We start from the raw sequence: 24,931 nt of genomic DNA on the forward strand, positions 1-24,931 counted from the left end.
CGTAGCCACCCCCCGGCATTATTTAAGGCATCGCTGGCGGCGTTATCCCGAAATGATTCCATGCCCGCACCGTCGCCATACGTCCACGCGGCGTGCGCTGTAAAAAGCCCTGCTGGATCAGATACGGCTCCAGTACATCCTCAATGGTTTCTCGCTCTTCCCCGATTGCCGCCGCCAGGTTATCCAGCCCGACCGGTCCGCCAAAGAACTTGTCCAGCACCGCCAGCAGCAGCTTGCGATCCATGTAATCAAAGCCTTCGGCATCCACATTCAGCATATCCAGCGCCTGGGCAGCGATTTCGGCTGAAATCGACCCATCGTGCTTCACTTCGGCAAAGTCACGCACACGGCGCAGCAGACGGTTAGCAATACGCGGCGTACCACGGGAACGCTTTGCGACTTCAAACGCACCCTCTTCGCTCATTTCCAGCCCCATATAGCGCGCACTGCGGCCCACAATATGCTGGAGATCGGGCACCTGATAGAACTCCAGACGCTGGACAATACCAAAGCGATCACGCAGCGGCGAAGTCAGCGACCCGGCACGCGTCGTCGCGCCTATCAGGGTAAACGGCGGCAGATCGATTTTAATAGAGCGCGCTGCCGGCCCTTCGCCAATCATAATATCCAGCTGGTAATCTTCCATCGCCGGATAAAGCACCTCTTCCACCACCGGAGAGAGGCGGTGGATTTCATCGATAAACAGCACGTCGTGAGGTTCAAGGTTGGTCAGCATCGCCGCCAGATCGCCTGCTTTCTCCAGCACCGGACCGGAGGTGGTACGCAGGTTAACGCCCATTTCATTGGCAACGATATTCGCCAGCGTGGTTTTACCTAAACCCGGCGGGCCGAAAATCAGCAGGTGATCGAGCGCATCACCGCGCAGCTTTGCCGCCTGGATGAAGATCTCCATCTGGGAACGAACCTGCGGCTGGCCAATGTACTCATCAAGCAGTTTCGGGCGGATCGCGCGATCCACCACGTCTTCTGCCTGAAGGGTGCCTGCCGATACCAGGCGGTCTGCTTCAATCATCCTTTACCTCACAATGCGGCGCGCAGCGCTTCACGAATCAGGGTTTCACTGCTGGCATCCGGCGTGGCGATTTTGCTCACCATCCGGCTGGCCTCCTGAGGTTTATATCCCAGCGCCACCAGCGCAGCAACCGCTTCCTGTTCGGCGTCATCCGACGTTGGCGCGCCTGGGGAGGTCAGCACCAGGTCAGCGGCTGGCGTAAACAGGTCGCCATGCAGCCCTTTAAAGCGGTCTTTCATTTCGACAATCAAACGCTCTGCGGTTTTTTTGCCGATACCCGGCAGTTTTATCAGCGCAGCAGGATCTTCGCGCTCAACAGCATTCACGAACTGTTGTGCAGACATACCGGACAAAATCGCCAGCGCCAGCTTGGGCCCTACGCCGTTGGTTTTGATCAGCTCGCGGAACAGCATGCGTTCCTGTTTATTGTTGAAACCGTACAGCAGTTGAGCATCTTCACGCACCACAAACTGGGTAAAGACAATCGCCTCTTTGCCCGCATCCGGCAGCTCGTAGAAGCAGGTCATCGGCATATGGACTTCATAGCCCACGCCACCCACTTCCAGCAGCACTAACGGGGGTTGTTTTTCAATGATGATGCCTCTGAGTCTGCCTATCACGTGACGCTCCTGCGTTCTGGAAAATTTGATATGCGACATAATAAAAAAAGGCTGGATAAACATCCAGCCTGATTTGTCATTATCGTAACCTGCCTCGCGCCAGATTAAGCCGCGACTCGCTCATTTGCATCGCGTTCTGGCTCACATGACAATGGGTAATCGCAATCGCCAGCGCATCGGCGGCATCGGCCTGCGGATTAGCAGGGAGCTTCAGTAACGTGCGCACCATGTGCTGCACCTGGCTTTTCTCCGCGCTACCAATCCCCACCACCGTCTGCTTAACCTGTCTTGCCGCGTATTCGAACACCGGAAGATCCTGGTTCACCGCAGCAACAATCGCTACGCCGCGCGCCTGGCCGAGCTTCAGCGCCGAATCAGCATTTTTCGCCATAAAGACCTGCTCGATGGCGAAATAGTCGGGCTGAAACTGGGTGATAATCTCCGACACGCCCGCGTAAATGAGCTTCAGGCGCGACGGCAGATCGTCCACTTTGGTACGAATACAGCCACTGCCGAGGTAGGTTAACTGGCGTCCAACCTGACGGATGACGCCATAACCGGTGACGCGTGAGCCAGGGTCAATCCCGAGGATAATCGACATCACGCGTCTCCTGTAGACGGTTTACACGCTCTCATCAGAGAGTTGCTGCAACCTCATCAGAGATTTCACCGTTGTGATACACTTCCTGCACGTCGTCGCAGTCTTCGAGCATGTCGATCAGACGCAGCAGTTTCGGTGCCGTTTCTGCATCCATATCCGCTTTGGTAGACGGGATCATGGACACTTCAGCGTTGTCCGCTTTCAGGCCAGCCGCTTCCAGCGCATCACGTACCGCGCCCATCTCTTCCCATGCGGTGTAAACGTCGATTGCGCCATCATCGTAGGTCACAACGTCTTCTGCACCCGCTTCCAGCGCCGCTTCCATGATAACGTCTTCATCACCTTTCTCGAAGGAGATGACGCCTTTCTTGCTGAACAGATAAGCGACGGAGCCGTCAGTGCCCAGGTTACCACCGGTTTTGCTGAATGCATGACGCACTTCCGCAACGGTACGGTTACGGTTGTCAGACAGACATTCAACCATCACCGCAGTACCGCCAGGGCCGTAACCTTCATAAATGATGGTTTCCATGTTCGCGTCTTCGTCACCGCCCACGCCACGCGCAATTGCACGGTTCAGGGTATCACGCGTCATGTTGTTCGACAGCGCTTTATCAACCGCTGCACGCAGACGTGGGTTAGACGCCGGATCGCCGCCGCCCAGACGCGCGGCTGTCACCAGCTCACGAATGATTTTGGTAAAGATTTTACCGCGCTTGGCATCCTGTGCCGCTTTGCGGTGTTTGGTGTTGGCCCACTTACTATGACCTGCCATAAAAGTATCCTCAAAGAGCGCGCCTTTTCAGGCAGCGTTAATTACAAATTCTTCAATCGCCTGCCGGTTGCTCCACGACTTGGTCAGCGCGGCAGCCTCCGCCGCATTCACCCAGCGGTAAGTCAGGTGTTCCGTGAACACAATCTCCCGTTCATGGGGAAGCGCAAGGCAAAACCACGATTCCGTGTTGCGCTCAATACCCGGCGCATAGCGATGACGTAAATGGCTAAAAATTTCAAACTCCACCGTACGCTGACAGTCCTTCAGGGTCAGTTGCTCGCAAGCAACATCAATGGTGACCTCTTCCTTTACTTCGCGCGCGGCGGCCTGCGGCGCGGTTTCTCCCTCTTCCAGGCTGCCGGTAACCGACTGCCAGAAATCAGGATCGTCGCGCCGCTGCAACATCAGCACCCGCTTCGTGTCTTCTGCATAAATGACGACCAGAACAGAAACGGGACGCTTATATGTCATATCAGTTTTTCTCTTCCTTTTTCACCACATCGATACCCAGTTCAGCCAGAGCTGCCGGGTTAGCGAAACTTGGCGCTTCGGTCATCAGACACGCCGCGGCAGTGGTTTTCGGGAAGGCGATAACATCACGAATGTTATCGGTGCCGGTCAGCAGCATGGTCAGACGGTCAAGACCGAATGCCAGGCCCGCATGCGGCGGCGTACCGTATTTCAGGGCATCCAGCAGGAAGCCGAATTTCTCGCGCTGCTCCTGCTCGTTAATGCCCAGAATGCCGAACACGGTCTGCTGCATGTCACCGCTGTGAATACGCACGGAACCGCCGCCCACTTCGTAACCGTTGATCACCATATCGTAGGCGTTTGCGACCGCATCTTCCGGTGCCGCTTTCAGCTCTGCCGCCGTCATGTCTTTTGGCGAGGTGAACGGGTGGTGCATTGCGGTCAGGCCGCCTTCGCCGTCGTCTTCAAACATCGGGAAGTCGATAACCCACAGTGGTGCCCATTTGCTTTCGTCGGTCAGGTTCAGGTCTTTACCGAGCTTCAGACGCAGCGCGCCCATCGCATCCGCAACGACTTTCTTGTTGTCTGCACCGAAGAAGATCATGTCGCCGTCCTGCGCGCCGGTGCGCTCAAGGATCGCTTCCACGATGTCTGCGTTCAGGAACTTCGCTACCGGGCTGGTGATACCTTCCAGACCTTTCGCACGCTCGGTCACTTTAATATAGGCCAGACCTTTCGCGCCGTAGATTTTGATGAAGTTGCCGTAGTCGTCAATCTGCTTACGGCTCAGAGCCGCACCACCCGGTACACGCAGGGCAGCCACGCGACCTTTCGCATCGTTAGCCGGGCCGGCAAATACCGCGAACTCAACGGATTTAACCAGGTCCGCAACGTCCACCAGCTCCATCGGGTTACGCAGGTCTGGTTTGTCAGAGCCGTAGCGACGCTCGGCTTCGGCGAAGGTCATGATAGGGAAATCGCCCAGCTCCACGCCTTTCACGTCATTCCACAGGCTACGCACCAGCGCTTCCATCACTTCACGCACCTGACCGGCCGTCATGAAGGAGGTTTCCACATCGATCTGGGTAAATTCTGGCTGACGGTCAGCACGCAGATCTTCGTCGCGGAAGCATTTTACGATCTGATAGTAGCGGTCGAAGCCGGACATCATCAGCAGCTGTTTGAACAGCTGAGGAGACTGTGGCAGCGCGTAGAATTTGCCTTTATGAACGCGGGACGGGACCAGGTAATCGCGCGCGCCTTCCGGCGTGGCTTTGGTCAGCATCGGGGTTTCGATATCGAGGAAACCGTGGTCATCCATAAAGCGACGCACCAGGCTGGTGATTTTCGCACGGGTTTTGAGGCGCTGGGCCATCTCCGGGCGACGCAGATCCAGGTAGCGATATTTCAGACGCGCTTCTTCGGTGTTGACGTGGTTAGAGTCCAGCGGCAGCGCTTCAGCACGGTTGATGATCACCAGGTCAGACGCCAGCACTTCAATTGCGCCGGTCGCCATGTCTGCGTTTACGTTTTTCTCGTCACGCGCACGAACGGTGCCGGTGACCTGAATGCAGAACTCATTACGCAGCTCAGAAGCCAGTTTCAACGCGTCCGCACGATCCGGATCGAAGAACACCTGAACGATACCTTCGCGGTCGCGCATATCGATGAAGATAAGGCTACCAAGATCACGACGACGGTTGACCCAACCACACAGGGTCACCTGCTGTCCCACGTGGGACTGACGCAGCTGCCCGCAATATTCTGTACGCATGAGATATCCCTTAATTAGCCGCAGGCTGATTGTCGCAGCTTTACTGTATGTCACAACTGGATGAAAAAAGGCGGCTATTATACTGGAAATTCCGCCTGACGATAAGAGAGAAGCGCGGCCTGACGCACGTTTGCTGCACTCTTATTGCGCATTCTCACAAAAATTAACAAAATTATCCGCCCGATAACAGGTCAGAACGTCGTAAGGTGTAGCCAACACCTTTATTTAACTGGAGTTATTATGTTGACACTTGATGCCACCAAAACCGCACTTGTGGTGATTGATTTACAGGAAGGGATCCTCCCCTTTGCTGGCGGCCCGCACACCGCTGACGAGGTGGTTAGCCGTGCCGCGCGTCTGGCGGAAAAATGCCGCGCCAGCGGTGCGCCTGTTGTCATGGTGCGTGTCGGCTGGTCAGCAGATTTCGCCGAAGCATTGAAACAACCAGTCGATGCGCAGGCGGCGGCACAGGCTCTGCCCGCCAACTGGTGGAACTACCCGGTTTCACTCGGCAAACGTGACAGCGATATCGAAGTGACCAAACGCCAGTGGGGCGCATTCTACGGCACCGATCTGGAGCTACAGCTGCGCCGTCGCGGCATTGATACCATTATTCTGTGCGGGATCTCCACCAATATCGGCGTGGAATCCACCGCCCGTAACGCATGGGAACTGGGCTTTAATCTGGTGATTGCCGAAGATGCCTGCAGTGCAGCGTCTGCGGAGCAGCATCAGGGCAGCATGAGCCATATTTTCCCGCGTATCGGCCGTGTGCGCAGCACGGATGAGATCGTAAACGCCTTATGATGTATGTGGGCCTTCCCCAGTGGTCGCACCCGAAATGGGTGCGCCTGGGCATCACCAGCCTTGAAGAGTATGCCCGACACTTTAACTGTGTTGAGGGGAACACCACGCTCTATGCATTGCCACGGGCCGAGATCGTCCAGCGCTGGCGTGAGCAAACTACCGATGATTTCCGCTTCTGTTTTAAATTTCCGGCAACCATCTCTCATACTGCTGCGCTGCGTAACTGCGGCGATTTAACCGACGAGTTCTTTCACAGAATGTCGCCGCTGGCAAACCGGATTGGTCAATACTGGTTACAACTGCCCGCCGCGTTTGCACCACGCGATCTTCCTGCTTTGTGGCAGTTTCTGGACACCCTCCCCCGCGAGTTTACTTACGGGGTTGAGGTCAGACACGCCGCATTCTTTGCCAAAGGTGAGGCTGAAAAAGCGCTTAATCGCGGCCTGCATGAGCGCGCCATTAACCGGGTGATCCTCGACAGCCGCCCCGTGCACAGCGCTATTCCGCATAACGAAGCGATTATTGATGCCCAGCGTAAAAAGCCCAAAGTCCCGGTGCATGCCGTCGTGACGGCAAAAAACCCGATGGTCCGGTTTATCGGCAGCGATAACATGCAGCAAAATCAGGCATTATTTAACGTCTGGCTGCAAACGTTGCCAAAATGGGAGCAAACCACCACGCCGTATCTCTTTTTGCATACGCCGGATATCGCTCAGGCTCCCGAACTGGTCGATGCTCTCTGGCAGGCCTTGCAGGCTGCGGTTCCGTCGGTAGGCAACGCCCCCTCTATCCCACAACAATCTTCTCTTTTCTGAAATCAGCCCCTATCATAGAGACGTGCCATCTGCCAAAAACAGGGAGTTTGTATGGTCAGCGCGCTGTATGCGGTGTTAGGTGCATTACTGCTGATTAAGTTTTCATTTGATGTTGTGCGCCTGAGAATGCAGTACCGCGTCTCCTACGGTGACGGTGGTTTTTCAGAACTGCAGAGCGCTATTCGCATTCACGGCAACGCGGTCGAGTACATCCCCATTGCATTAATTTTGCTGCTGTTTATGGAGATGGATGGCGCAGAAACGTGGATGGTTCACGTCTGTGGTCTGCTCCTGATTGCCGGCCGGTTAATGCATTATTACGGCTTTCACCATCGCTTATTCCGCTGGCGTCGTTCCGGCATGAGCGCGACATGGTGTTCGCTTTTGCTGATGGTGCTGGCTAACCTTTGGTATATGCCGTGGGAGTTGGTTTTCTCCTTCCATTAGCGCACAATACGCCACTTTATTTTTCCCGGATTTTTACGTTATGTCAGATCGCGACACGCTTTTTTCCGCGCCTATCGCCAGCCTGGGCGACTGGACCTTTGATGAACGGGTAGCTGAAGTCTTCCCGGATATGATCCAGCGCTCTGTTCCCGGTTACTCCAACATTATCTCCATGATCGGCATGCTGGCTGAGCGCTTCGTTCAACCCGGCACGCAGGTCTATGACCTGGGCTGCTCGCTTGGCGCGGCAACGTTGTCGGTACGTCGTAACATTCCCCACGAAGGCTGTAAAATTATTGCCGTGGATAACTCCCCCGCCATGGTTGAACGCTGCCGTCGCCACATTGACGCCTGGAAAGCGCCAACACCGGTCGAGGTGGTGGAAGGCGACATTCGTGATATCGAAATCAACAACGCCTCCATGGTCGTCCTGAATTTTACCCTGCAGTTCCTTGCGCCAGAAGACCGCCAGCTGTTGCTGGACAAAATTTATAAAGGTCTGAACCCCGGCGGTGCGCTGGTGTTATCCGAGAAATTCAGCTTTGAAGACGCTCAGGTGGGCGAACTGCTGTTCAATATGCACCACGATTTCAAACGGGCGAACGGTTACAGCGAGCTGGAAATTAGCCAGAAGCGCAGCATGCTTGAAAACGTGATGCTGACGGACTCCGTTGAAACGCATAAAGCACGCTTGCGTAAAGCCGGATTTGAGCACAGCGAACTGTGGTTCCAGTGCTTCAATTTTGGTTCTCTGGTGGCGCTGAAAGCTGAGGATGCGGCATGATCGAGTTCGGTAACTTCTATCAGCTGATTGCCAAAAACCACCTCTCCCACTGGCTGGAAACCCTGCCCGCGCAGATCGCCACCTGGCAGCGCGATCAGCAGCATGGCCTGTTAAAGCAGTGGTCCAACGCGGTTGAGTTTTTGCCGGAACTGACGCCGCACCGTCTGGATCTGCTGCACAGCGTGACGGCAGAGAGTGAAGAACCGCTCCCGGCCGGGCAGATAAACCGCATCGAAACGTTAATGCGTAACCTGATGCCGTGGCGCAAAGGGCCGTTCTCGCTCTACGGCGTGAACATCAACACCGAATGGCGCTCAGACTGGAAATGGGATCGCGTTCTGCCGCACCTGTCCGACCTGACCGGGCGCACCATTCTGGACGTGGGCTGTGGCAGCGGCTATCACATGTGGCGCATGATTGGCGCAGGCGCGCATCTGGCCGTCGGTATCGATCCGATGCAGCTGTTCCTGTGCCAGTTCGAAGCGGTGCGTAAACTGCTGGGTAACGATCAGCGCGCGCACCTGCTGCCGCTCGGCATCGAACAACTTCCGGCCCTGAAAGCGTTTGATACCGTGTTCTCCATGGGGGTGCTGTATCACCGTCGTTCTCCGCTTGAGCATCTCTGGCAGTTGAAAGATCAGCTGGTGAGCGGTGGCGAGCTGGTGCTCGAAACGCTGGTGATTGAAGGCGATGAAAATGCGGTGCTGGTGCCGGGTGACCGCTACGCGCAGATGCGCAACGTCTACTTTATCCCTTCCGCGCTGGCACTGAAGAACTGGCTGGAAAAGTGCGGATTCGTGGATGTACGCATTGCGGACGTAAGCGTAACGTCCATTGAAGAGCAGCGCCGCACCGACTGGATGATCACCGAATCGCTGGAGCAGTTCCTTGACCCGACCGATCACAGCAAAACCATCGAAGGCTATCCGGCACCGATGCGTGCGGTGTTGATTGCGACGAAGCCGTAGTATTGCCTCCCCCCCGGCCCTCTCCCCACTGGGGAGAGGGTGAAAAGACCGCACCGTGCAGTCCCCTCTCCACTGTGGGGAGAGGGTTAGTGTGAGGGGCGAATAAAAAAAGGCCCCTGTTGAAATTGCAGGGGCCTGGTACAAGCAAGCATCATATTGGGCGACATGATGCGCGGTAAAAATCGGTACGTTGCTACACGTGATGACGTTCAATCAACGATTTCATTACCGCAACCGACTCTCCATCTACACCGTAGCGCGAGTACTCATCCGCTTCAGCATCCGTCGACATTGACAACCCTGTATTGCGATAACGCATGGGTGACGGTGTCCATTTCCCCGCCGAGCTGTGAAGCTCCTCTACCCCTGCGTTCAAAAACAGTTCCAGATTGCTGGCGCGTACTCCTGCGCCCGCCATGATTATTGGAACACCGGAATGTGCTTTTAGTTCCGTAATTAATTGCAGTCCTTTTTCAGCACTCGACTGCTGTCCTGATGTCAGGATGCGCGCCACGCCAAGTTCAGCCAGCGTATCAAAGGCTTGCACAGGATCTTTACACATATCAAACGCGCGATGAAAAGTGACAGCCATTCCCTTCGCCGCGCTCATTACCTGTTGCATACGCGGTAAATCAACATGACCGTCCTCATCAAGCAGGCCGATAACCAGCCCTGGGAACCCCAGATCGCGAACGAGGGCGATATCTTCAAGCATGGCACTGAACTCGCCCGCCGTGTAACAAAAATCACCGCCGCGCGGACGGATAATCGGATGAACCGGAATCGTCACGACCTGACGGGCAGACTTCAGCACGCCATAAGAGGGCGTTAAGCCCCCCTCTTTCGGAGCCGCGCACAGTTCAATGCGATCGGCTCCCTGCTGTTGTGCAGTTTCGGCACACTCCACGCTGTAACAACAAATCTCCAGCAGCGCCATGTAATCCTCCTTAAAATCCACTCAACGCACCATCATGACACGCCTTATACTTACGGTCCCGGCGTAAACTCACAACTCTTACGCTTCGCTGGCAACGATCTGTTCGATAGTCCAGGGATGAAATTTCACGGTGACCTGTCCGTCAGTGACGGCCAGCGTCGGGTTAGGCAGACGCTCGCGCTCACCTTTCGGGGAACTGGTCTTCACAAAAATACCCGGCTTGCTTAGGCCCTCGTCTGATAGCAGCGCCAGCGCGCGGGCATTCAACGTTTCAGGCTCACCCGGCAGCACAATTTCAATATGTTCCCATCCTTCATGCGGATAGCGTTTCTCGCCCGGCCACGGCAGTTCGACCACGGTGAATTGCCAGTGCGCCACGCAGATCGGCTCATGCAGTTTGAACAGGCAAATAGGGCGACCATTAATGATGTTCTCCGAAAGCAGCGCGCCGCACTGTTCAAACCCACGACGCCAGCGTTCTGCGGTCGCGTTCTGATGGCAGCGCAACGAAATGTGATCGGCTTCTAATGGCGCAATATCCAGACCGAGGCGGGTGGCAAGTTCTGTGAACGCCTGGGTGAAGCGCGGTAAATCTGCGGAAATATCATGCAGTTCGTCAATGGATTGCCAGTTCGCCATAAATCAGTCTCTTATCGTGTCGCAAAGCCGCTAATTTACTCTGTTAGCCCCTTTCGACCAACCGCAGAATCAGAGTTTTGCTGACTGCATGATTATGCACACCTTCTTAGCCTGGATTCTGAGCAATCTTCGGCCCCTGCATTGCTGACGCCAGAGGGCATTTGCAGTATACTCCCGCCCTAAATTCTTTAACTGGCGCGGGTGGTTATTAACCCGCATCAAAAACGTAAGGTATCCAGGTGAATATTCAGGCTCTTCTCTCAGAAAAAGTCAGTCAGGCACTGATTGCCGCAGGTGCGCCTGCGGATTGCGAACCACAGGTTCGTCAGTCAGCAAAAGTACAGTTTGGCGACTATCAGGCTAATGGCGTGATGGCAGTGGCTAAAAAACTGGGCATGCCACCGCGACAACTCGCTGAGCAGGTACTGACGCATCTGGATCTCACCGGCATTGCCAGCAAAACCGAAATCGCCGGTCCGGGCTTTATCAACATTTTCCTTGAGCCTGCCTTCCTGGCAAGCCACGTTGACGCAGCGCTGAAGTCTGACCGTCTGGGTGTCACACAGCCGAAAGCGCAGACCGTGGTGATTGACTACTCTGCACCTAACGTGGCGAAAGAGATGCATGTGGGTCACCTGCGCTCCACGATTATCGGTGATGCGGCGGTGCGTACCAATGAATTCCTCGGCCATAAAGTGATCCGCGCGAACCACGTCGGCGACTGGGGTACTCAGTTCGGGATGCTGATCGCTTACCTGGAAAAACAACAGCAGGAAAATGCCGGCGAAATGGCGCTGGCGGACCTGGAAGGTTTTTACCGCGAAGCGAAAAAACACTACGACGAAGATGAAGCCTTCGCCGAGCGTGCGCGCAGCTACGTGGTGAAACTGCAGGGCGGCGATCCGTATTTCCTGGAGATGTGGCGCAAGCTGGTCGATATCACCATGTCTCAGAACCAGCTCACCTATAACCGCCTGAACGTGACGCTGACCCGTGACGACGTGATGGGTGAAAGCCTGTATAACCCAATGCTGCCTGGCATTGTGGCGGATCTGAAAGCCAAAGGTCTGGCGGTTGAGAGCGAAGGCGCAACGGTCGTGTTCCTTGATGAGTACAAAAACAAGGAAGGCGAACCGATGGGCGTCATCATCCAGAAAAAGGATGGCGGCTACCTCTACACCACCACCGATATCGCCTGTGCGAAGTACCGTTACGAAACCCTGCATGCCGATCGCGTGCTGTATTACATCGACTCCCGTCAGCACCAGCACCTGATGCAGGCGTGGACTATCGTGCGTAAAGCCGGTTACGTGCCGGATTCCGTGCCGCTGGAACACCACATGTTCGGCATGATGCTCGGCAAAGACGGCAAGCCGTTCAAAACCCGCGCAGGTGGCACCGTTAAACTTTCTGACCTGCTGGATGAAGCGCTGGAACGTGCCCGTCGCCTGGTGGCCGAGAAAAACCCGGACATGCCTGCCGATGAGCTGGAAAAACTGGCAAACGCCGTGGGTATCGGTGCTGTGAAATACGCAGATCTTTCCAAGAACCGTACCACCGACTATATCTTCGACTGGGATAACATGCTGGCGTTCGAAGGTAACACCGCGCCGTATATGCAGTATGCCTACACCCGCGTGCTCTCCGTGTTCCGCAAAGCCAACATTGACGAGAGCGTGCTGGCTAACGCCACGGTCTCCATTACGGAAGATCGCGAAGCGCAGCTGGCAGCCCGTCTGCTGCAGTTTGAAGAGACCCTCGCGGTCGTCGCGCGCGACGGTACGCCGCACGTCATGTGTTCATACCTGTACGATCTGGCCGGTCTGTTCTCCGGTTTCTACGAACACTGCCCTATTCTCTCTGCAGAAAGCGAAACCGTTCGCAACAGCCGTCTGAAGCTGGCGCAACTGACGGCGAAGACCCTGAAGCTGGGTCTGGATACCCTGGGTATCGAAACCGTAGAGCGTATGTAAAAAAGAAACCCGGCAATCGCCGGGTTTTTTATTATCAGAAGTATTTCCGTAAGTATTCGGTCAAACACAAAATCGCCATTGCCTGTCCATACGGCATCGACGTCAGCGGGATCTGGCGGTAAAAGTCTAAATCACTTCCCATCCCTGTGCCGAACGAGGTTTGCAGCAGTTCACCTTCCGGAGAGATGTTTTTCACAATCCCGCGAATCGCGTTCTCAGCGACCTCAGCATATTCCGCCCCGACATAACGCTTACGCACTGCTTTCAGTATACCGTAGGCAAACCCTGCCGTGGCCGATGCCTCCAGATAAGAGTCAGGATCGTCGAGCAGCGTATGCCACAGACCGCTGTCGTCCTGGCATTTCGCCAGCGCGGCAATCTGCGCATTCAATACCTGCACCAGATAGCGGCGCACGGCGTTGTTTTCCGGCAGATCCACCAGTTCAAGGAAATCCGGTATCACGATGGTGAGCCAACTGTTGCCGCGCGCCCAGCGGGCATGGGCAAAATTATGGTTCCCGTCATAATTCCAGCCGTGGAACCACAGCCCGGTTTCACGGTCCATCAGGTTCTGCACGTGCAGCAGGAACTGATACACCGCCTCTTCAACGTACTCCGGCTTGTTGAGCAATTTGCCAATTTTCGCCAGCGGCAGCACGGTCATCATCAGCGTGTCATCCCACATCTGCTGATGGTTCTCCTCCGCCAGGGTGATGTGCTGCATACCGCCGTGTTCGGTGCGCGGCATCTCGTTCATCGCCCACTCAGCCCAGCTTTCCAGCCATGGCAACCAGGCCGGGTTTTTAGTCTCTTCGTAGCGATATGCCAGCGTCAGGAACGGTGACATGGTGTTGACGTTTTTGGTGGTCGCCCCTTCCTCAAAACGATCGGCAAACCAGCGGTCAATAATATCGCGCATCGCTTCGTCGCCGGTCTGGCAGTAATACTGCCAGATACCGTACAAACCAACGCCATGCGTCCATTCCCATCCTGCCCAACCTTTGGTGTCGATCACGCGTCCGTCGTCCAGCCGCAGCAAAAATTCACCCGTTTTATCGTGGATGTTGACCAGGTTATGCGTCACCTTTTGAATCAGCGATTTCAGTTCATCCCTGGCGATAAAACGCTCAGGCTGACGCAGTAACGGGCTATGTTTGACAGGCCAAACTTTCATCATCTTAACCTCTGTTGTATGTCGAATTCAGTACCGCACGATCCTTCAGGGAAGGTGCCGCCGGTTTATTGCGATTCAGATAACCAATATTGTTGTTGCCCCACAGCGATTCGTACGGCATACCGGCCAGCATCTCAACGGTAGCGCGAGCTTGCGGGGTCGCCGTCTCCGGCATCGCGCGGCCAGACTCGCGCATTTTGGCCGTCTCTTCACGCAGCGTGCTGTGGGTCTGCAAATTAAGTTTGAAGCGCAGGGAGACCAGGAAACCACAGAACAGGACCAGAATCGTGCCTACGCTCAGGATCATCAGGATGGTGTGGCTGACTTCCGCAGGCTGAACTTTCTGGCCGCTGACAAAACCGGACATCTGCATCACAATCCCGACCAGCATCACCGCCCCGGCCTGCGACGCTTTGCGGGTCAGGGTCATGATGCCGGCAAAGATCCCTTCGCGGCGCTGACCGGTGATCACTTCATCCACGTCAGCAATATAGGTGTAGGTATTCCACGGCACATAGTTGATACCACCACGGCCAAGACCGGCAACGGCAGAAACCAGCAACAACAGAGAATAGATATCGCTCAGACCCGCGTAATAAAGCAGAGCATAAGAGAGGGACGCCAGACCGAACAGTACCACCACCATGCGGTAAGACGGCGCTGGCCCAAAGCGAATACAGAGCGGGATCATGCCGATGACGGCAAGGAACTGGAAGATAGCCATCGTACCCAGCAGGTTAGAAGCCATAGACGCTTCCTGCATCAGGACAAAGACCACGTAGTACGTAAAGACCGCATTGAAAACGTCCTGCGCAATATAGCCGCCGAGGTACATCCCCAGATGCTGACGGAAAATCTTGATGCGCAGCGTAGAGCTTAACTCCACAAACAGACGGTTGAGGCTCTGCCCCAGCGTCAGTTTCTTCTTCTCTTCTTCGGCACGCAGCGCCGCTTCAGACCACTCCTCGCGCGGGCGCTCCCAGGTAAAGAACCAGACGAAAGTCAGCATCAGCGCGCACAGCACGGAGAAGACCAGGCTCGCATAGAAGAAGGAGATGGCGTTGTCTTTGCCGAAGTGGGTCAGCAATATCCCCGGCAGGAATGACGCCAGAATAGCAGACATCTGCGCCATAGAGATGCGCGCGCCGGAGAACTTGGTTTTCTGTTTAAAGTCATCTGTCATTTCCGGCACCAGCGTTTCATAAGGCACCAGAATCATGGTGTAGACGATATCAAACACCAGATAAGTCAGCAGGTAGTACCAGAAGCTCATGTCGCCAACCCACATCAGTGAGTAGCTGAACACACAAGGAATACCCAGAAGAATAAAGAATTTACGGCGACCAAAGCGCTTACCGAGCCAGGTGGTGCCAAAGTTATCGGTCAAAAAGCCCATTAACGGGCTGACAACAGCGTCCAGCACCCTTGCTGCGGCAAAGATAAAGGTTGCTTCAATCGGTGTGAGTCCACAGAAGGTCGTATAAAAATATAAAAGCCAGGCCGCCGTCAGCGCGGTCGTTCCCGCCCCGAGGAAATCCCCTGACCCATAAGCAAGATAATTTGCGAGTCCAATTTTACGTGTTTTCATTGCCGTCAACCCTAATCAGTTTTGGGAGACTCCCTGTAAGCAAACCTCATCCGGGAGTTTTTACACGGCTACAGTAAAAGTATCGACCTGCCGATACCTTTCTGTTTCTGCCATCACAAAGTGCCGGATGGCAAAAATGCAAAGAGTGTCGTCACGCGTGTCACTGATTTATAAAACAGCGTTTCTATTGCATCAAAAGGTGAGGTCATTTTTGCGAGCCAGCCATCAGAATTGCCCGATGGCTGGTGAAAAGGCAGGCAGTTAGCGGTAGTTGACGATGACAGAATTGCTCTGCACTTTCAGCGCCGGGATCAGACGTCCCCCGCCCGGCACTTCCCAGATAAAGCGTAAAGGTTCAACCGCAGGGACGCCGTTGAACGCCTGTGTGGTTCCATTTTCACCGTCGATTTCCGTACACCGGGTCTGGGAGCACAGGCGTACCCGCAACCCGGCAGGCGTTGGCCCAATCAGCTTATAATTCCAGACCACCAGGGTCATCAGGCCAGAGGCGGGTTCAGGCGGGGACAGCGGGCGTGAAGACATGGAAACGCCACGATTGCTGAGCGTCACCCCCATGCTGCTCGCCTGCCACATCCCCTCGCCAGCAGCCTGCGCCGCCAGCGGGAAAAAGAGTATCCATAGCCACTTACGCATTATTTTCCTCCGATGGTCGCCGTCATACGAATATGACGGTTATCCGACAGTTCCATGTTCGACAGCACCACCAGCTGGTTCAGGCTACGACGCAGGAAGCGCGACAGCAGCGGACGCAGGGCATGATTCACCAGCAGTACCGGCGGCGCACCGAGCATCTCCTGCCGGGCCAGCGCCTCCTGAGTTTGTGCCAGTAACCGATCGGCCAGCCCCGGCTCCAGACCGCCGCCGCCCTGCAGGGCCTGTAACAACAGGCGCTCAAGTGGCGTATCAAGCCCAATCACCTGCACTTCGCCAGTGCCAGGGAACCACTGCTGGGTAATAGCACGGCCCAGTGCCACGCGAACCACCGCCGTCAGCTCGTGCGGATCGTTCTGCAGCGGCGCATGCTCGGCCAGCGTTTCCAGAATGGTACGCATATCGCGAATCGGCACTTTTTCGTCGAGCAGGTTTTGCAGCACCTTGTGCAGCGTGGTTAATGTCAGCACACCCGGCACCAGGTCTTCCGTCAGCTTCGGCATCTCCTGCGTCACGCGGTCAAGCAACTGCTGTGCTTCCTGGCGTCCAAACAGCTCGGCCGAGAACTGCCCAATCAGGTGATTTAGATGGGTCGCCACCACGGTACTGGCTTCTACCACGGTGTAGCCCTGGATCTGCGCCTGCTCTTTCAGCGCACTCTCAATCCAGATCGCTGCCAGGCCAAAGGCCGGATCGATGGTTTGTTCCCCCGGCAACGTCCCGGCGGCCGTTCCAGGGTTAATGGCCAGCCAGCGGCCCGGATAAGCGTCGCCGCTGCCGATTTCCACGCCTTTCATCAAAATGCGATAGCGCGCGGGGGGCAGATCCATGTTGTCACGAATATGAACAACCGGCGGCAGGAAGCCCATGTCCTGAGCGAATTTTTTGCGGATACTGCGAATGCGGCCGAGCAGTTCGCCGTCCTGCTGGAAGTCCACCATCGGGATCAGGCGATACCCCACTTCCATCCCGAGGGTATCTTCCAGTTGAACGTCGTTCCAGGTCGCTTCAACGGCCTGGGTGTTCTCCGGCATTTTAACCGGTGCGGGTTCAGCGGCCGGTTTGGTTTCACGGCCACGCATCCACCATGCAAGCCCCAACAGACCAGCAGTGAACAGCAGGAAGACCAGGTTTGGCATCCCCGGCACCAGCCCGAGCAGGCCCAGCACCGCCGCCGCCAGCAGCATGACGCGTGGGTTGCTGAACAGCTGCCCCACCATCTGCTCACCCACATCCTGATCGGTACTGACGCGGGTAACAATAACACCCGCCGCAGTGGAGATAACCAGCGCCGGGATCTGGGCAACCAGACCGTCACCGATGGTCAGCAGCGTATAGCTTTCCGCCGCATGACCCATGTCCATACCGTGTTGCAGAACGCCCACCAGCAGGCCGCCCACCACGTTAATCACCATGATCAGGATGCCCGCGATAGCGTCACCGCGCACAAATTTACTCGCACCGTCCATCGAACCGTAGAAGTCCGCTTCCTGCGTCACTTCCGCACGGCGCTTTTTCGCTTCATCTTCAGCGATTAAACCGGCGTTCAGGTCGGCGTCGATCGCCATCTGCTTACCCGGCATCCCGTCCAGCACGAAGCGCGCGCCCACTTCCGCGATACGTCCCGCCCCTTTGGTGATAACCATGAAGTTGATAATCACGAGGATCACGAACACCACGATACCGATGGCAAAGTTACCGCCGACAAGGAAGTGGCCGAAGGCTTCAACCACTTTACCTGCCGCCGCCGCACCGGTATGCCCTTCCATCAGGATGATACGCGTGGAGGCCACGTTCAGCGCCAGGCGCAATAAGGTGGTAAACAGCAGAATGGTCGGGAATGCCGCGAATTCCAGGGTACGCTGGGTGAACATCGCCACCAGCAGCACCATGATGGACAGCGCAATGTTGAATGTGAAAAGCAGGTCGAGGATGAATGCAGGTAACGGCAGCACCATCATCGACAGAATTAGCAGGATCAGAATCGGTCCGGCAAGGATCTGCCATTGGGTCGATTTCAGGTTGCCGGGCAGGCGCAACATTGCCACCAGATTAGCCATCAGTGTCCTTCTCGTTCAAAAAATCCAGCGCGTCAGGCACCGGAAGGTTTTCAGGTTTCACAGGTCGTTGACCGCCTGCTAAACGCCAGCGTTTCAGTTGCCACACCCAGGCCAGCACTTCCGCCACGGCGGCGTAAAGTTGCCCAGGGATCTGTTGTCCGATTTCCGCATGCCGGTATAACGCACGTGCCAGCGGCGGTGCTTCAAGAATGGGGACGCGGTTTTCCGTCGCGATTTCACGGATACGCAGCGCAATCAGCCCCGCCCCTTTCGCCACCACTTTCGGCGCGCTCATTTTGTTTTCGTCGTACTGCAGCGCAACGGAGTAATGCGTCGGGTTGGTCACGATAACATCGGCTTTTGGCACATCATCCATCATGCGGCGACGCGCGGCGGCACGCTGCATCTGGCGAATACGCCCTTTCACGTGCGGGTCGCCTTCCATTTGCTTGTATTCGTCGCGGATATCCTGACGTGACATGCGCAGTTTTTTGATGTGGGTATAAATCTGGAAGATAACGTCGAAGCCGACCATGGGAATAATACTGAGTACCACCAGCAGCGAGCATAACCCGATGAGGTTCATGGCGTTACTCATGGCGCTTAACGGTGATTCGCTAATCAGGCGCATCATCTCCGGCCAGTTGTGCAGCAGGAAAAAGCCTGCCGCGCTTCCCATCAGGGTAGATTTGAGGATAGCTTTAATCAGTTCCGCGCCGGTCTGCGCGGAGAACATACGCGCAATGCCCGGAAACGGATTAAGTTTGGAAAACTTGGGCTGCAGCGATTTGCCGCTAAACACCAGGCCACCCAGCATGATCGGTGACACAATAGCCACCAGCACCACGCCCGTGATCAGCGGCAACAAGGCGATCATCGCGCCTTTAATCAAAATAATGATTTGGCCGAGGATAAGGTTGGGATCGTTGACCATACTGTGGTCAAAACGCAACCCGGCAGAGAGCATCCCCGCCAGTCTGCGGGCGAGCGACTCCCCACCCAACCAGATAATGCACACGCCTACAACCAGGATCAGCAGGGAGGTCAATTCTCGGGATCGGGGGATCTGCCCTTCCTCACGCGCTTTTTCAAGTCGGTGGGGGGTGGGGGCTTCTGTTTTGTCGTCGTTTTCTTCTGCCACAGCGCGCGCTCGCTACCCATTACGTCACGCTTATCATGCCATCGCACCGTGTCATCAATGGGCTGAAAAAACCCTATAACCGGGTCTTTTTAGCCAGTTTACGGGCTACACCTTCAGTTGATGAAGGTTCAGGCAGGGCAAATAATGATCATTCAGAAATATTCCAGCGTTTTTTGGCGTGATTTTTACTTTAAAATGAAATTAAAAAAACTCAATATTCCTCGCCTCAATACCCTTTCACGTAAAAGACGTTAACATTGTCGGCGATTTTATCTTCATATCTTTTCAGAAAAGATAAAAATATGTAAATTCAATAGACCATACATATTGAAAGTCGAAGTTAAATTAATTTCCAACACATCAAAAATGCTTTATCTTATTTAAGATTAATTATGACCCACCCTTACCTGAAGAAAATAACGCGTTATACTCCTGCGTGGTGTAATTTGATTTAAAAAAATTCAAATGGCATACCACACATGTTTTTCACATTCAGGAATTTTATCAGATGGACTTTAAAAAACATTTTTTTGCAGGCATTGCGCTTGCGGCCCTTTCAACGAGCACGTTTGCCGCAGAAATGAATGCCGGAACAATCCACTTCACCGGTGAAATTATTGAACCAAGCTGTACCATTCAAGGAAACGACGGTACTGACAGTACCATTCCTCTGGGGACTTATCCTACCTCACTCTTCACCAGCGTTGGGACAGAAACCCCCCTCACCCCCTTCTCCATCGTTCTGGCTAACTGCCCGTTAAGAAGCGATGGTCTGCCAGCCATTCAGTTAACCTTCAATGGCCCCACCGCATTGACCAACACCAACACGCTGCTCGACGTCAGTACAATCACCACGACAGGTGATACCGCAGCCACCGGCATCGGTATTGCCGTCAGCCCTAAAGGTGAAAATACGCGTCTTATTACCATGGATGGTGCCGAAGAGCAGGTTTATATCGAACTGGCCACCAAATCTACAGATACCATTCAGGCTGACTTTAATGCGCGATACATATCTTTCGCGAATGAAGTCACACCCGGACCTGCCGATGCTGATATGACGGTAAACATTCTTTATCGTTAATCATCAGCTAATTTATATCCAGCATGCTTATATACGCGTCATGACGTTAAGGAGTCATGCTCCGATAATAGTTCCGGTATTTTTCCGGACTATTATCTTTTTCGCTTAATCGCCATTATAAAAGGTTCTACTATGCGCATCGCAACGCGACTTTTATTATGCCTTCCATTAATTACAGGCTCATTTTGTCACGCAACGGGCGTACAAATTGGTCGTACCCGCGTAATCTACGATGCCAATAAAAAGGAAGTTGCTCTGCCTCTACAAAACAATGATAAAGAACTTCCCTGGCTGGTGCAGTCCTGGACGGATACGGGCGACGGTAAAACACGCGGGCCTTTTATCGTTACGCCGCCCCTTTTTCGTCTTGATCCACAAAAGGAGCAAAGCCTGCGTATCACCTGGAATGGCACACCGCTTCCCACCGATAAAGAGACGCTTTTTTATCTGAATGTGCGCACGGTGCCTGCCACGGCTGCGGATGACGAAGCTAAAAACGTTCTGCGTCTTATCTACAAAACGCGCCTGAAACTTTTCTGGCGTCCGGCAGGACTGAGCGGCACACCCATTGATACATGCCAGAAACTGCGTTTTATTCGCCAGGGTCAGCAGCTTACGGCCATAAACGACGGCGCGTATTACAGCATTTTTGACTCCCTGACGCTGGACAATCAGAAAGTGGAAAAAGCCGACATGGTCGCGCCTCACTCCCGCGCTGACATCGCGCTGCCCGCCAGAGTACAAGGAACGCACGTCAGCTGGCGCTGCATCACGGACTACGGCAACGCTTCCGAAAAATTCTCTTCCATTCTGGCGCAGGATTAAAACATTTCATGATTGCAGAACGATATTCCTTGCCAGGTCCGCGACAGTTTCAGCTGAATCCGTTTCTTCGCTTCCTGAGCAGCATCTTAATTATGGCGAGTTGCTCCGCGCACGCCCGCGAGTATCGTTTTTCCCCTTCCTCGCTCGAAGGGGATATGTTGACCCAACAGGATATCGATCTCTCGCTGTTCTCGAAATCGAACGCCCAGTTACCCGGCACCTATTCATCTCGCGTGGTGATCAACAACAACCGAAGGAGCGATGCGGAGATCGCCTATATCAGTACGTCTGAAGGCGCGCTGGCACCACAACTGACGCCGAATATGCTGCGGGCATGGGGCATCAACGTCGATCGCTACCCGCAGCTTGCTGAGCTTCCCGCTGAGGAAATATTGCCGCAGCCCCTCAGCAATTACATACCACTGGCGTCGGCACAGCTTGATTTTTCAACCATGACGCTGCAGTTAAGCGTCCCCCAGGCGGCCATGTCCAGCAATGGACGCGACTATATTGACCCTTCTCGCTGGGATGACGGTGTACCCGTATTGTTCACCGATTACGCCTTTTCCGGATCGCAGAATGAAGACAGCGAGCACAACACCACTGAGAACCAGTATTTGAACCTGCGCACCGGCGCTAACCTGGGCGGCTGGCGGCTGCGCAATTACTCGACGTGGAGTAAATCCGACACCGATAATCAATGGGATACCATCAATACGTTCCTTCAGCACGACATTGACGTACTGAAAGCGCAGTTTACAGCGGGTGAAAGCAACAGCCGGGGCGAAGTATTTGACAGCCTGCAGTACCGCGGCGTGAATCTCAGCTCAGATGAAGAAATGCTGCCTTACAGCCAGCGCGGCTACGCGCCTGTTATACGCGGTATTGCCAGTTCAAATGCCGAAGTGTCCGTTCGTCAGAATGGCTATCTTATCTATCAACAGAACGTCGCACCGGGCGCGTTTGAAATCAACGATCTTTACTCCACCACCAATAGCGGCGATCTGGAGGTCACGGTAAAAGAGGCCGACGGTACTGAGCATCACTTTACGCAACCATACTCCAGTATCGCGGTGATGCAGCGTCCAGGGCATTTCAAATACGAATTTACGGCCGGGCGTTACCGGGCGGACAGCGGCAGCGATCAAAACGAACCCGATTTTCTGCAGGGAAGCCTGATTTACGGTTTAAACAACCGCCTCACCGGGTTTGGCGGGCTGACGCTTTCAAAAGATTATAATGCCGTGAATACCGGCGTCGGCGTGGCGCTGGGGTTACTGGGGTCGCTGTCGGCGGATGTTACCCTGGCCCGCGCAAAACTTGACGATGAAAGCGAGCATACCGGCCAGTCCTGGCGTTTTCTCTATACCGGCAAAATCGACAGCACCAATACTAACTTCACTCTTGGCAGTTATCGCTATTCCAGCCGTGGGTACTACAGCTTTGCCGACGCCAATCAAAAAATGGACGGGCATGAAGACGATCTGCTGTTCCAGTACAACAAACGTAGCCGTATTCAGGCCAGCATGAGCCAGACGATTTCAGGGATAAGTCTTTACCTGAATGGTTATCAGCAGGATTACTGGGGAACGTCCAAAAAAGAACGCAGCCTGTCAGCCGGTTTTAACACCGTCTATGCTGGCATTAGCTACCACCTGGCCTACACCTACAGCAAAACCAACGGTGAAGATGACGACCGGATGGTCTCCTTTGGCTTTAGCTTACCGCTCGCCAGATTGCTGCCACACGCCTGGAGCAGCTACAACATCAGCAACACCAGAGGCGGCTACACGCGGCAAAACCTGGGGGTCAATGGAACATTGCTGGACGATGAACGCTTAAGCTATTCGCTGCAGCAGAGTCATTCCAACCACGACGGGGAAGATACCAGCAGCGTTTACGGCAGCTATCGTTCGCAATACGCCAACCTGAACGCCGGGTATTACACGTCGACAGACGATTCACAGCAGCTCAGCTATGGGATCAGCGGCGGTATCGTGGCGCATCCCCACGGCCTCACCCTGGCTCAGCCTTTGGGCAGCCAGTTTGCCATCGTTAACGCTAACGACGCCGCCGGGGTCCGCTTCCAGAACCAACAGGGAATTCAGACAGACTGGCAAGGCAATGCCATCATCCCGTCGCTGACGCCTTATCAGGAAAACCGCATACGCATCGACACATCCAGCCTGCCGGAAGATGTGGACAGCGGTGACACCACGGCCACCGTTATCCCTTCCCGCAACGCGGCGGTGATGGCGAATTTTGACGCCCACGTAGGCTACCGCCTGTTGATTACGTTGACGCGTCCTGACGGCCAGCATGTACCCTTCGGCGCTATCGCCACCCTCACCTCTCCGGCGCTGAGCGGTATCGTTGACGATACCGGCACCGTTTACCTGGCAGGCGTAGCAGAAACCGCGCAGCTTACGGTGAAATGGGGCAACGCCCCCGATCAGCAGTGCAGCGCCCGAATTTCACAACAGTCAGAACGGCAAAACGTAAGCCCTAACGGAATCCGTTCGGTTAGCGCGCTTTGCCAGCAGGAACACTCGCATGGAAAATAAACTGAAGAGACGGCTCACCGCAGCTTCACTGGCTTTCGCACTCAACCTTCTGTCCACCACGCCGGTATGGGCGGTAACGGTACTGCATAACTGTTTTGACGCGCCGCAAACCTACACGATCTCATACGATCATGAATTTGCAGCCAGCGATAACGTCGCCAATAAAGACTACGATATTCCGGGACATCTTGTGGGAGCTGGTCCTGAAATGGAGGCAAACTGCAGTTGTCCTGGCAATCTGTATGCTTCCACAATCGTTTATGAAGATACGCTGGCGGGCAGCCCGCTTAATCCGGGAACAAATGGTTACGGCTATCTCACCGATAAAATCGACATCGACGTGACCGGCTACGCCGATGCGATCCATTCTCCTGATGGCAGCTATCTTAATCCCCTGAGAATCAACGAATACCCTACGTCACGGGGAAATATGCCTGTCACGTTTGAGACGGCGAGGATAACGGAGGGCGAAGCCAGCGTGTGTAGCAACGAGACGCGCCCCGCAGATTCCACCTCCGTGAAGCGTAAATTTCGCTGGAACGTGGTGGGCGTTATGCTGCACGTTAAAAAACCCATTCTGGGTGAAGAGGTGATTCCACCGACAATTATCGTCCAGAACTATGCCTGCCTCTATTTTAGTTCCGGTAGCTGCGATCCCTCACTGGCGCAACAGGTCTCCAGTATCTGGTTCGGCGGCACCTTGTCAGCCCCGCTGAGCTGCACCATTAACGAAGGCAGTACCATTGAAGTCGAGTTTGGCAGCATCGTCAGCAAGCAGTTCACCAGCAAGGGCCAGCCGCCACAGGGCTATGCGCTCAAAAATGTCGATATTACGTATCACTGTGATGACAATGCCATCGGCAATACCGACAGGATTAAGTTCACGCTCACCGCCGATCAGGGCGTTGCGGACAGCAGTACACCGTACATCGCCAGGCTGCTTGAACGAAACGACCTTGGCGTGCGGGTATACGATGAAAACAACCATGACGTCGCTCTGGACGGGAGCTATGAGTTTCCGGTTACGTTGGATGAACAGGGAAATGGCGTGGTTAAAATTCAGGCCGTACCGGTGAGTACCACGAATGCGACACCCGAACCGGGCAGTTTTGAAGGCAACGTCACAATAAAAATGGATTTGCGTTAATACACCCTGCTCAGGCTGTCACGCAGCCTGAG

23 protein-coding genes are annotated in these 24,931 nt (G+C 54.8%); 10 read left to right on the forward strand and 13 right to left on the reverse strand.

The window, feature by feature from the left end:
* Window positions 1-22: 22 nt before the first annotated feature.
* The 6 genes from ruvB to aspS form a co-directional block, all read right to left on the reverse strand.
* A complete protein-coding gene (gene ruvB, locus EoCCA6_RS03040; protein WP_047345932.1) occupies window positions 23-1,033 on the reverse strand; it encodes a Holliday junction branch migration DNA helicase RuvB in 1,011 nt (336 codons plus the stop codon).
* 8 nt (window positions 1,034-1,041) lie between these two features.
* On the reverse strand, window positions 1,042-1,653 hold the full coding sequence (ruvA, locus tag EoCCA6_RS03045) for a Holliday junction branch migration protein RuvA (protein ID WP_152081417.1): 612 nt from the start codon (window positions 1,651-1,653) through the stop codon (window positions 1,042-1,044).
* Window positions 1,654-1,732: 79 nt separating this feature from the next.
* Complete coding sequence (ruvC, locus tag EoCCA6_RS03050; protein WP_003859749.1) at window positions 1,733-2,254, reverse strand: crossover junction endodeoxyribonuclease RuvC; 522 nt, start codon at window positions 2,252-2,254, stop codon at window positions 1,733-1,735.
* Window positions 2,255-2,288: 34 nt separating this feature from the next.
* Entirely contained in the window at window positions 2,289-3,029 is a 741-nt protein-coding gene (locus tag EoCCA6_RS03055; protein WP_152081418.1) for a YebC/PmpR family DNA-binding transcriptional regulator, read from the reverse strand.
* 27 nt (window positions 3,030-3,056) lie between these two features.
* A complete protein-coding gene (nudB, locus tag EoCCA6_RS03060) occupies window positions 3,057-3,500 on the reverse strand; it encodes a dihydroneopterin triphosphate diphosphatase (protein WP_152081419.1) in 444 nt (147 codons plus the stop codon).
* Window position 3,501: 1 nt separating this feature from the next.
* On the reverse strand, window positions 3,502-5,274 hold the full coding sequence (gene aspS, locus EoCCA6_RS03065) for an aspartate--tRNA ligase (RefSeq protein WP_152081420.1): 1,773 nt from the start codon (window positions 5,272-5,274) through the stop codon (window positions 3,502-3,504).
* A 240-nt stretch (window positions 5,275-5,514) separates the two neighbouring features.
* Between aspS and EoCCA6_RS03070 the strand changes: the two genes are divergently transcribed.
* Genes EoCCA6_RS03070 through cmoB form a run of 5 tightly spaced genes read left to right on the forward strand, consistent with a single transcriptional unit; the run spans window position 5,515 to window position 9,095 of the window.
* Entirely contained in the window at window positions 5,515-6,081 is a 567-nt protein-coding gene (locus EoCCA6_RS03070; protein ID WP_152081421.1) for a hydrolase, read from the forward strand.
* A complete protein-coding gene (locus EoCCA6_RS03075) occupies window positions 6,078-6,896 on the forward strand; it encodes a DUF72 domain-containing protein (protein WP_152081422.1) in 819 nt (272 codons plus the stop codon). The genes EoCCA6_RS03070 and EoCCA6_RS03075 overlap by 4 nt, the downstream gene beginning before the upstream one ends.
* A 51-nt stretch (window positions 6,897-6,947) precedes the next feature.
* Window positions 6,948-7,343, forward strand: coding sequence for an MAPEG family protein (locus tag EoCCA6_RS03080; RefSeq protein ID WP_152081423.1), 396 nt, complete (start codon window positions 6,948-6,950; stop codon window positions 7,341-7,343).
* A 40-nt stretch (window positions 7,344-7,383) separates the two neighbouring features.
* Entirely contained in the window at window positions 7,384-8,127 is a 744-nt protein-coding gene (gene cmoA / locus EoCCA6_RS03085) for a carboxy-S-adenosyl-L-methionine synthase CmoA (protein ID WP_152081424.1), read from the forward strand.
* The gene (gene cmoB, locus EoCCA6_RS03090; protein ID WP_152081425.1) at window positions 8,124-9,095 is read left to right on the forward strand and encodes a tRNA 5-methoxyuridine(34)/uridine 5-oxyacetic acid(34) synthase CmoB; all 972 of its coding nucleotides are present in this window, start codon (window positions 8,124-8,126) and stop codon (window positions 9,093-9,095) included. The genes cmoA and cmoB overlap by 4 nt, the downstream gene beginning before the upstream one ends.
* Window positions 9,096-9,288: 193 nt before the next feature.
* On the opposite strand, the gene cutC is transcribed toward cmoB, so the two are convergent.
* Both cutC and EoCCA6_RS03100 read right to left on the reverse strand, forming a co-directional pair.
* On the reverse strand, window positions 9,289-10,032 hold the full coding sequence (cutC, locus tag EoCCA6_RS03095) for a copper homeostasis protein CutC (RefSeq protein WP_152081426.1): 744 nt from the start codon (window positions 10,030-10,032) through the stop codon (window positions 9,289-9,291).
* A 78-nt stretch (window positions 10,033-10,110) separates the two neighbouring features.
* Window positions 10,111-10,671: a VOC family protein gene (locus tag EoCCA6_RS03100; RefSeq protein ID WP_152081427.1), complete on the reverse strand. Its 561-nt coding sequence runs from the start codon at window positions 10,669-10,671 to the stop codon at window positions 10,111-10,113.
* Between the two features lie 239 nt (window positions 10,672-10,910).
* Here EoCCA6_RS03100 and argS point away from each other — a divergent pair, with 239 nt between their 5' ends.
* Window positions 10,911-12,644: an arginine--tRNA ligase gene (argS, locus tag EoCCA6_RS03105; RefSeq protein ID WP_152081428.1), complete on the forward strand. Its 1,734-nt coding sequence runs from the start codon at window positions 10,911-10,913 to the stop codon at window positions 12,642-12,644.
* A gap of 34 nt (window positions 12,645-12,678) precedes the next feature.
* Here argS and bglB read toward each other — a convergent pair whose 3' ends face one another.
* From bglB to flhB, 5 genes are all read right to left on the reverse strand, one after another.
* Window positions 12,679-13,818, reverse strand: a complete 1,140-nt coding sequence (gene bglB, locus EoCCA6_RS03110; RefSeq protein ID WP_152084389.1) for a beta-galactosidase BglB — start codon at window positions 13,816-13,818, stop codon at window positions 12,679-12,681.
* Window positions 13,819-13,822: 4 nt separating this feature from the next.
* Window positions 13,823-15,406, reverse strand: coding sequence for an MFS transporter (locus tag EoCCA6_RS03115; protein ID WP_152081429.1), 1,584 nt, complete (start codon window positions 15,404-15,406; stop codon window positions 13,823-13,825).
* A gap of 261 nt (window positions 15,407-15,667) precedes the next feature.
* The gene (flhE, locus tag EoCCA6_RS03120) at window positions 15,668-16,063 is read right to left on the reverse strand and encodes a flagellar protein FlhE (RefSeq protein ID WP_152081430.1); all 396 of its coding nucleotides are present in this window, start codon (window positions 16,061-16,063) and stop codon (window positions 15,668-15,670) included.
* Window positions 16,060-18,138 (reverse strand): flagellar biosynthesis protein FlhA, encoded by a 2,079-nt coding sequence (flhA, locus tag EoCCA6_RS03125; RefSeq protein ID WP_152081431.1) that lies wholly within the window; start codon window positions 18,136-18,138, stop codon window positions 16,060-16,062. Before flhA ends, flhE begins: the two co-directional genes overlap by 4 nt.
* Entirely contained in the window at window positions 18,131-19,279 is a 1,149-nt protein-coding gene (gene flhB / locus EoCCA6_RS03130) for a flagellar biosynthesis protein FlhB (RefSeq protein ID WP_152081432.1), read from the reverse strand. Before flhB ends, flhA begins: the two co-directional genes overlap by 8 nt.
* 508 nt (window positions 19,280-19,787) lie before the next feature.
* On the opposite strand from flhB, the gene EoCCA6_RS03135 reads away from it, so the two are divergent.
* The 4 genes from EoCCA6_RS03135 (at window position 19,788) to EoCCA6_RS03150 (ending at window position 24,899) form a co-directional block, all read left to right on the forward strand.
* A complete protein-coding gene (locus tag EoCCA6_RS03135; protein WP_152081433.1) occupies window positions 19,788-20,363 on the forward strand; it encodes a fimbrial protein in 576 nt (191 codons plus the stop codon).
* Window positions 20,364-20,495: 132 nt separating this feature from the next.
* Window positions 20,496-21,188 carry a fimbrial biogenesis chaperone gene (locus tag EoCCA6_RS03140; RefSeq protein WP_152081434.1) on the forward strand — a complete coding sequence of 231 codons (693 nt, stop codon included), beginning with the start codon at window positions 20,496-20,498 and terminating at the stop codon, window positions 21,186-21,188.
* A 92-nt stretch (window positions 21,189-21,280) separates the two neighbouring features.
* Window positions 21,281-23,752: a fimbria/pilus outer membrane usher protein gene (locus EoCCA6_RS03145; RefSeq protein WP_232623269.1), complete on the forward strand. Its 2,472-nt coding sequence runs from the start codon at window positions 21,281-21,283 to the stop codon at window positions 23,750-23,752.
* Window positions 23,742-24,899, forward strand: a complete 1,158-nt coding sequence (locus EoCCA6_RS03150; RefSeq protein WP_152081436.1) for a fimbrial protein — start codon at window positions 23,742-23,744, stop codon at window positions 24,897-24,899. Before EoCCA6_RS03145 ends, EoCCA6_RS03150 begins: the two co-directional genes overlap by 11 nt.
* Window positions 24,900-24,931: the final 32 nt, after the last annotated feature.

The organism is Enterobacter oligotrophicus, from assembly GCF_009176645.1.
Classification (GTDB): domain Bacteria; phylum Pseudomonadota; class Gammaproteobacteria; order Enterobacterales; family Enterobacteriaceae; genus Enterobacter; species Enterobacter oligotrophicus.

Bases quoted from the DNA above. Each gene is read 5' to 3' on its own strand.
- ruvB (WP_047345932.1), bottom strand. From the start codon at position 1,033: ATGATTGAAGCAGACCGCCTGGTATCGGCAGGCACCCTTCAGGCAGAA.
- ruvC (WP_003859749.1), bottom strand. From the start codon at position 2,254: ATGTCGATTATCCTCGGGATTGACCCTGGCTCACGCGTCACCGGTTAT.
- EoCCA6_RS03055 (WP_152081418.1), bottom strand. From the start codon at position 3,029: ATGGCAGGTCATAGTAAGTGGGCCAACACCAAACACCGCAAAGCGGCA.
- nudB (WP_152081419.1), bottom strand. From the start codon at position 3,500: ATGACATATAAGCGTCCCGTTTCTGTTCTGGTCGTCATTTATGCAGAA.
- aspS (WP_152081420.1), bottom strand. From the start codon at position 5,274: ATGCGTACAGAATATTGCGGGCAGCTGCGTCAGTCCCACGTGGGACAG.
- EoCCA6_RS03070 (WP_152081421.1), top strand. From the start codon at position 5,515: ATGTTGACACTTGATGCCACCAAAACCGCACTTGTGGTGATTGATTTA.
- EoCCA6_RS03075 (WP_152081422.1), top strand. From the start codon at position 6,078: ATGATGTATGTGGGCCTTCCCCAGTGGTCGCACCCGAAATGGGTGCGC.
- EoCCA6_RS03080 (WP_152081423.1), top strand. From the start codon at position 6,948: ATGGTCAGCGCGCTGTATGCGGTGTTAGGTGCATTACTGCTGATTAAG.
- cmoA (WP_152081424.1), top strand. From the start codon at position 7,384: ATGTCAGATCGCGACACGCTTTTTTCCGCGCCTATCGCCAGCCTGGGC.
- cmoB (WP_152081425.1), top strand. From the start codon at position 8,124: ATGATCGAGTTCGGTAACTTCTATCAGCTGATTGCCAAAAACCACCTC.
- cutC (WP_152081426.1), bottom strand. From the start codon at position 10,032: ATGGCGCTGCTGGAGATTTGTTGTTACAGCGTGGAGTGTGCCGAAACT.
- EoCCA6_RS03100 (WP_152081427.1), bottom strand. From the start codon at position 10,671: ATGGCGAACTGGCAATCCATTGACGAACTGCATGATATTTCCGCAGAT.
- bglB (WP_152084389.1), bottom strand. From the start codon at position 13,818: ATGAAAGTTTGGCCTGTCAAACATAGCCCGTTACTGCGTCAGCCTGAG.
- EoCCA6_RS03115 (WP_152081429.1), bottom strand. From the start codon at position 15,406: ATGAAAACACGTAAAATTGGACTCGCAAATTATCTTGCTTATGGGTCA.
- flhA (WP_152081431.1), bottom strand. From the start codon at position 18,138: ATGGCTAATCTGGTGGCAATGTTGCGCCTGCCCGGCAACCTGAAATCG.
- EoCCA6_RS03135 (WP_152081433.1), top strand. From the start codon at position 19,788: ATGGACTTTAAAAAACATTTTTTTGCAGGCATTGCGCTTGCGGCCCTT.
- EoCCA6_RS03140 (WP_152081434.1), top strand. From the start codon at position 20,496: ATGCGCATCGCAACGCGACTTTTATTATGCCTTCCATTAATTACAGGC.
- EoCCA6_RS03145 (WP_232623269.1), top strand. From the start codon at position 21,281: ATGGCGAGTTGCTCCGCGCACGCCCGCGAGTATCGTTTTTCCCCTTCC.
- EoCCA6_RS03150 (WP_152081436.1), top strand. From the start codon at position 23,742: ATGGAAAATAAACTGAAGAGACGGCTCACCGCAGCTTCACTGGCTTTC.